This is a genomic window from Pseudomonas sp. (assembly GCF_041601375.1).
Classification (GTDB): Bacteria; Pseudomonadota; Gammaproteobacteria; order Pseudomonadales; family Pseudomonadaceae; genus Aquipseudomonas.
Genome location: NZ_JBFIIG010000242.1, coordinates 1 through 5,377 on the forward strand (window position 1 = coordinate 1; position 5,377 = coordinate 5,377).

Annotated in this window: 3 protein-coding genes; all 3 read right to left on the minus strand. The window is 64.7% G+C overall.

Annotated features, from left to right (window positions below; all coding sequences use genetic code 11):
* On the minus strand, nt 1-638 hold a 638-nt coding region (locus ABZE94_RS20080; RefSeq protein ID WP_372877792.1), incomplete at its 3' end, for an acyl-CoA dehydrogenase N-terminal domain-containing protein.
* 169 nt (nt 639-807) lie between these two features.
* Nucleotides 808-2,604: an acyl-CoA dehydrogenase C-terminal domain-containing protein gene (locus ABZE94_RS20085; protein ID WP_372877794.1), complete on the minus strand. Its 1,797-nt coding sequence runs from the start codon at nt 2,602-2,604 to the stop codon at nt 808-810.
* A gap of 480 nt (nt 2,605-3,084) precedes the next feature.
* Nucleotides 3,085-4,890, minus strand: coding sequence for a phenylacyl-CoA dehydrogenase (locus tag ABZE94_RS20090; RefSeq protein ID WP_372877796.1), 1,806 nt, complete (start codon nt 4,888-4,890; stop codon nt 3,085-3,087).
* Nucleotides 4,891-5,377 lie beyond the last annotated feature (487 nt).

Consider the following 5,377-nt stretch of genomic DNA (forward strand, 5'->3'; position numbering starts at 1 on the left):
AGGTGGATGATGTTCTCGGTCAGGTCGTGCTCGCCGCCGGTGATGAAGATCTTGGTGCCGCTGATCCTGTAGCTGCCGTCGGCCTGGGGCTCGGCCTTGGTGCGGATGATGCCCAGGTCGGTGCCGGCGTGCGGCTCGGTCAGGCACATGGAACCGGCCCAGGTGCCGGCGTACATGTTCGGCAGGTACTTTTCCTTCAGCTCTTCGCTGGCGTGGGCGTTGAGCGACAGGCAGGCGCCGGCGGTGAGCATCGGATAGAGGCCGAAGGACAGGTTAGCCGCGTTGACCATTTCCTCGACCTGGGCGGAAATCACCTTGGGCATGCCCATGCCGCCGAAGCGCGGGTCGCCGCCGACGCCGACCCAGCCACCTTCGGCGTAGGTGCGGTAGGCCGCAGGGAAACCGCTCGGCGTCTTGACCGCGCCGTTGTCCCAGCTGCAGCCTTCCTCGTCGCCGCTGCGGTTGAGCGGCGCGACCACGCCGGCAGTGACCTTGCCGGCTTCCTCGAGAATGGCGTTGGCGGTGTCTTCGTCCACCACTTCGGCCAGGGCCGGCAGTTGGGCCCATAGCTTGGAGACTTCGAACACTTCGTTGAGCACGAAACGCATGTCGCGCAGGGGAGCTTGGTAGTCAGCCATGGAATATCCTCGAACGGAGCAACAGGGTTAAAGCAGGCCCGGGAGTTTAACCGAGCAACATTTCAGAGACATAGGGTCGTGTTGTGACCGATAAGTCTCAACTTGATGAGCAACTCGCAGATGGCAAAAACCCGCCAAGCGGCGGGCTTTGCCGGGCATCAAGGGCGGATCAGACGCCGAAATGCTCGGCCGGCAGGCTCATCATGCACTCGCTGCCGGCCTCGGCCGCCGCCAGGTGGGCGGCGGTACGCGGCAGCAGGCGCTTGAAGTAGAAGGCGCAGGTGGCCAGCTTGGCCTGGTAGAAGGCCGCATCGCCGACGCCCGCGTCGAGCTTGGCCTGGGCGACCACGGCCATGCGCAGCCACAAGTAGGCCAGGATGATGTAACCGGAATACATCAGGTAATCCACCGAAGCGGCGCCGACCTCGTCGGGATTCTTCATCGCCGCCAGACCGATCTTCTGGGTCAGTTCGCCCCACTGCTGGTTCAGGCCTGCCAGCTGCGCCACGTAGCCCTTGAGCTGCGGGTGCTCGGCCTGGGCCGTGCAGAACTGATGGACGATCTTGGTGAAGCCGCGCAGCAGCTTGCCCTGGCTGCCGAGCACCTTGCGCCCGAGCAGGTCGAGGGCCTGGATGCCGTTGGTGCCTTCGTAGATCGGCGCGATGCGGCAATCGCGGACCAGTTGCTCCATGCCCCACTCGCGGATATAGCCATGGCCGCCGAAGATCTGCATGCCGTGGTTGGTCACCTCCAGGCCGGTGTCGGTCATGAAGGCCTTGCAGATCGGGGTGAGCAAGGCCAGCAGGTTTTCCGCATCGAGGCGCTGTTCGGCGCTGGTACCGAGGTGAGCCACATCGAGCAGCTGCGCGGTGAAGTAGGTCAGGGCGCGGTTGCCCTCGTTGAACGCCTTCATGGTCAGCAGCATGCGCCGCACATCGGGGTGCACGATGATAGGGTCGGCGGGCTTGTCCGGCGCCTTCGGCCCGGTCAGGGCGCGCATCTGCAGGCGCTCGTTGGCATACTTGAGCGCGCCCTGGTAGCTGGCCTCGCCGAGACACAGGCCCTGCATGCCGGTGCCCAGGCGGGCATGGTTCATCATGGTGAACATGCAGTTGAGGCCCTTGTTGGCCTCGCCGATCAGGTAGCCGGTGGCTTCGTCGAAGTTGATCACGCAGGTGGCCGAGGCCTTGATCCCCATCTTGTGCTCGATCGAGCCGCAGGACACCGCATTGCGCGCGCCCACGGCGCCATCGCCGGCGGGAAGGAACTTGGGCACGATAAACAGCGAGATGCCACGGGTACCGGCCGGCGCGTCCGGCAGTTTGGCCAGCACCAGATGGACGATGTTCTCGCTCATGTCGTGCTCGCCGGCGGAGATGAAGATCTTGCTGCCGCTGATCGCATAGCTGCCGTCGGCCTGGGGCACGGCGCGGGTCTTGATGATGCCCAGGTCGGTGCCGCAATGCGCTTCGGTCAGGCACATGGTGCCGGTCCAGCGGCCTTCGATCATCCGGGTCAGGTAGGTCTGCTTCTGCTCTTGCGTGCCGTGGGCATGGATCGCCGACATCGCGCCCTGGGTCAGGCCCGGGTACATGCCCCAGGAGGTGTTGCTGGCGGCGACCATCTCGCTGATCAGCAAGCCGAGCGAGTGCGGCAGCCCCTGGCCGCCGTAAGCCGGGTCGGCCGCCAGGCTCATCCAGCCGCCCTCGCCATACTGGGCGAAGGCTTCCTTGAAGCCCTTTGGCGTGGTCACCACGCCATTGTCGAACTGGCACTCTTCCTCGTCGCCGGAGCGATTGAGTGGCGCCAGCACCTGCTCGCAGAACTTGGCGCCCTCTTCGAGGATGGCACCGACCATGTCCGGGGTCGCATCGACGGCGCCGAGCGCCGCGTAGCTGCTGGGAAAGTCGAAGACTTCGTCGATCAAGAAGCGCGTATCGCGCAAGGGGGCCTTGTACTCGGGCATGGTCGTTCTCCGTCAGGCAGGCGCGCAGGGCGCGGGTCGATACCCCTTAAGCTACTGCCGAAGCGGGCTGCGCCACAACAACCGTACGCCCGCTGAATGCGCCGTCATAACTAACCCGGACCGCAGCCGGCGGTGCAGTGGCGACAGCCGTGACAGGCCGGTAATCGGCGCAATGCTCCATATGTGTTGCACCTCGCTTTTGTAGGGTGGGGTAGCGGCGCCAACCTCCGAGCGATCAGGCGCCGCCATCGTGGCGCGCCGCGTAACCCACCAAGCGCCTCTCCTCGATAGTGGGCCACGTTGCGCCGATGGTGGGTTACGGCGCAACGAATCTTGCGGGTTCATCGCCATCGGCAGCGTGCGCCAAACCCACGAGAGGCGGTTTAACCGCTGGTTGACCTGTGACGCGACCCTACCCCCAGACGAAAAAAGCCGCGCCCCGAGAGGGCGCGGCTTTTCCAGGCGATGTCGCGGTCGGGCTTAGTAGCCCAGGGCGAAGTCGTCTTCGTGCAGGTCCATCAGGTTGCCGGCACCGGACAGCATGCTGGCCACGTGGCTGCGGGTACGCGGCAGGATGCGTGCGAAGTAGAAGCGCGCGGTCTGCAGCTTGGCCTTGTAGAAGGCTTCGTCGGCAGTACCGGCGGCGATCTTCTCGGCCGCCAGGCGCGCCATGTCGGCCCAGAAGTAGGCCAGGCAGACGTAACCGGAGTACATCAGGTAGTCCACCGAAGCCGCGCCGACTTCTTCGCGGTCCTTCATCGCCGCCATGCCGACCTTCATGGTCAGCTCGCCCCACTCCTTGTTCAACTGGGCCAAGGGCTCGACGAAGGCCTTGACCGCCTCGTTGCCTTCGTTGGCCTGGCAGAACTTGTGGACGATCTTGGTGAAGCCTTTCAGCGCTTCGCCCTGGGTCTGCAGCACCTTGCGGCCGAGCAGGTCGAGGGCCTGGATGCCGGTGGTGCCTTCGTACAGCATGGAAATGCGGCTGTCGCGCACGTTCTGTTCCATGCCCCACTCGGCGATGAAGCCGTGGCCGCCATAGATCTGCACGCCGTGGTTGGCCGCTTCGAAGCCGACTTCGGTCATGAAGGCCTTGGCGATCGGGGTGAGGAAGGCCAGCAGTGCGTCGGCCTGCTTCTTCTCGGCTTCGTCCTGGCTGTACTTGACGATGTCGACCTGCTTGGCGGTGAAGTAGACCATGGCGCGATTGCCTTCGGCGAAGGCCTTCATGGTCAGCAGCATGCGCCGCACGTCGGGGTGCACGATGATCGGGTCTGCGGCCTTGTCCGGGGCTTTCGGGCCGGTCAGGGAACGCATCTGCAGACGCTCGCGCGCATACTTCAGGCCACCCTGGAAGCCTATTTCGGCGTGGGCCAGGCCCTGCAGCGCAGTGCCCAGGCGGGCGGTGTTCATGAAGGTGAACATGCAGTTCAGGCCTTTGTTGGCCGCGCCGATCAGGTAGCCGGTGGCGCCGTCGAAGTTCATCACGCAGGTGGCGTTACCGTGGATGCCCATCTTGTGCTCGAGCGAACCACAGGACACAGCATTGCGCTCGCCGGCTGCGCCCTCGGCGTTCGGCAGGAACTTGGGCACGATGAACAGCGAGATACCCTTGGTGCCGGCCGGTGCATCGGGCAGGCGGGCCAGGACGATATGGACAATGTTGTCGGCCATGTCGTGTTCGCCGGCGGAGATGAAGATCTTGGTGCCGGAAACCTTGTAGCTGCCATCGGCCTGGGGGTCGGCCTTGGTGCGCAACATGCCCAGATCGGTACCGCAATGCGGCTCGGTCAGGCACATGGTGCCGGTCCACTCGCCGGAAACCAGCTTGGTCAGGTAGGCGTGCTTCTGCTCATCGGTGCCGTGCTCGGCAATGGTGTTCATCGCGCCATGGGACAGGCCGGGGTACATGCCCCAGGACCAGTTGGCGGTGCCGACCATTTCGCTGACCACCAAGCCCAGCGACTCCGGCAGGCCCTGGCCGCCGTGGTCGACGTTATGGGCCAGGCTTGGCCAGCCGCCCTCGACGAACTGCTTGTAGGCTTCCTTGAAGCCGGTCGGGGTCTTAACGCCGGACTCGCTCCAGGTGCAACCTTCGGTGTCACCCACACGGTTCAGCGGCGCCAGGACCTGCTCGCAGAACTTGGCGCCCTCTTCGAGGATGGCGTCGACCATGTCCGGAGTAGCGTCTTGGCAGCCAGGCAGGCTCTGATAATGCGCTTCGTAGCCGAGCAACTCGTCACGAACGAAGCGAATGTCACGCAAGGGGGCCTTGTAGTCAGGCATAGCGGATAACCTCTGCGGTGGACTGTTAGTGTGTTTGGGTGACCGAATGGATGGTCGCTTGGGGGATCACTCCCGACTGCCTGGCGACATCTTGGCCACCGAGCAATCAAACAAGTGTTTGAAACATACGTTTACTCCCCAGCCTTGTCAAGCGCCGCGGGACCGTCGATCGGACGGCTGGGCTAATACCGGGCTCCGGCGCCAGGCCGCCTCCAGGCTTGCGCAGCACCAGGACGGTCCGGGCGGCGCTCCGTTCGCTGCGCAGCGACAACCCGCCAGCTTTGTGCCGCGCCGGGCAACCAGGGTGCACTGCCTGCGGCGAGTGACACCCTACGGATCGTGGATTGCTCGAGGGAATTTGTCGGCGCCCAGGACGCCGGGAGACGCTGCAGCAGGCGAGGGTTTATCGCAGCCGCTCAGCCCAGCAGGTCGATCAGCGGCGCAGAGCTCGGCAACTCGGCGGTGCGCCGATACAGATCGAGATCGG

Coding starts and splice junctions, on each gene's coding strand:
- ABZE94_RS20090 (WP_372877796.1), bottom strand. CDS start 4,890: ATGCCTGACTACAAGGCCCCCTTGCGTGACATTCGCTTCGTTCGTGAC.
- ABZE94_RS20085 (WP_372877794.1), bottom strand. CDS start 2,604: ATGCCCGAGTACAAGGCCCCCTTGCGCGATACGCGCTTCTTGATCGAC.